Here is a 1,932-nt window from a genome sequence, read left to right on the forward strand (position 1 = left end):
ACTCCTCGACTAGTGAGCTGTTACGCACTCTTTAAATGAATGGCTGCTTCCAAGCCAACATCCTAGCTGTCTTAGCAGTCAGACTTCGTTAGTTTAACTTAGCTGTCATTTCGGGACCTTAGCAGGTGGTCCGGATTCTTCTCCTCTCGGGCACGGACCTTAGCACCCATGCCCTCACTCCTGAGGTAAAACTGATGCGCATTCGGAGTTTGTCAAGACTTGATAGGCGGTGAAGCCCTCGCATCTTATCAGTCGCTCTACCTCACATCAGTAACCCACAAGGCTGCACCTAAATGCATTTCGGGGAGTACGAGCTATCTCCAAGTTTGATTAGCCTTTCACCCCTACCCTCAGCTCATCCAGAAGCTTTTCAACGCTTATTGGTGCGGTCCTCCAGCTGGTGTTACCCAGCCTTCAACCTGGCCAAGGGTAGATCACTTGGTTTCGCGTCTGCCACTGCCGACTATACGCCCTCTTCAGACTCGCTTTCGCTTCGGATACGTGTGTCGTCACACTTAACCTTGCCGGCAAAGGCAACTCGTAGGTTCATTATGCAAAAGGCACGCCGTCACTGCTTTAAGCAGCTCCGACCGCTTGTAGGCGCACGGTTTCAGGAACTATTTCACTCTTCTGTTCGAAGTGCTTTTCACCTTTCCCTCACGGTACTGGTTCGCTATCGGTCTCTCGGGAGTATTTAGCCTTACCGGATGGTCCCGGCAGATTCACGCAGAATTCCTCGTGCTCCGCGCTACTCAGGATACTACTATGCTTCGACAACATACGAATACGCAACTGTCATGCTCTATGGTCTTTCTTTCCAGAAAGTTCTTCTCCGATGTCTTCATGCAACGACGTAGTCCTACAACCCCGATCATGCCGTAACATGAACGGTTTGGGCTATTCCCCGTTCGCTCGCCACTACTGGGGGAATCATTGTTATTTTCTTTTCCTGCAGGTACTAAGATGTTTCAGTTCCCTGCGTTAGCTCCTGAAATGATCAGGTGGCGTGTCTTCAACACGCCGGGTTGTCCCATTCGGAAATCCCCGGATCAAAGGTTATTTGCACCTCCCCGGAGCTTATCGCAGCTTATCACGTCCTTCATCGCCTCCGAGAGCCAAGGCATCCGCCATGCGCCCTTCTTTACTTTCCTTATTCATTCGCCCACACTTGCGTGTCAGCGGGATGATATATACTTTCAGCTCTTTACTACTAAAATTACTGTTTGCTTGTACAATATGTCATAGATCGGTCATCTTCGTATCTTACGTCTCTGATGGAGTGGAGAATAACGGATTCGAACCGTTGACCCTCTGCGTGCAAGGCAGATGCTCTAGCCAGCTGAGCTAATCCCCCGAATCTCAAGATTCGTAGTCCCAGGCAGAGTTGAACTGCCGACCTCTACATTATCAGTGTAGCGCTCTAACCAACTGAGCTATAGGACTAAGTTCAACCTAGTCTGTTTCATTAGACCCGGCTTCTTACTTTCTCTCTTCCGTCTTAATACGGAATCATATCTTGAATAAACAACAACAGCAGTACAAAAACAAAAACCTTTACTTTGGATCCTCTCCAGAAAGGAGGTGTTCCAGCCGCACCTTCCGGTACGGCTACCTTGTTACGACTTAGCCCCAGTCACCAGTTTTACCCTAGGGCGATCCTCGCGGTTACGCACTTCAGGTACCCCCGGCTCCCATGGCTTGACGGGCGGTGTGTACAAGGCCCGGGAACGTATTCACCGCGCCGTGGCTGATGCGCGATTACTAGCGAATCCAGCTTCGTGGAGTCGGGTTGCAGACTCCAGTCCGAACTGAGAGGGGTTTTAGGGATTGGCATCCACTCGCGTGGTAGCGGCCCTCTGTACCCCCCATTGTAACACGTGTGTAGCCCCGGACGTAAGGGCCGTGCTGATTTGACGTCATCCCCACCTTCCT

The 1,932-nt window shown here is 50.9% G+C and carries 2 tRNA genes and 2 rRNA genes; all 4 read right to left on the minus strand.

Annotated features, from left to right (window positions below):
- Positions 1-1,151 (minus strand): 23S ribosomal RNA (locus AB5935_RS24875); the annotation flags it as partial.
- A 129-nt stretch (positions 1,152-1,280) separates the two neighbouring features.
- Positions 1,281-1,354 (minus strand) — tRNA-Ala (locus AB5935_RS24880).
- Between the two features lie 15 nt (positions 1,355-1,369).
- Positions 1,370-1,443: transfer RNA gene (locus tag AB5935_RS24885), tRNA-Ile, on the minus strand.
- Between the two features lie 131 nt (positions 1,444-1,574).
- Positions 1,575-1,932, minus strand: a 16S ribosomal RNA gene (locus AB5935_RS24890); the annotation flags it as partial.

It is taken from the genome of Phocaeicola sp. RTP21198st1_B8_RTP21198_201120 (assembly GCF_040929485.1).
Classification (GTDB): Bacteria; Bacteroidota; Bacteroidia; order Bacteroidales; family Bacteroidaceae; genus Phocaeicola; species Phocaeicola dorei.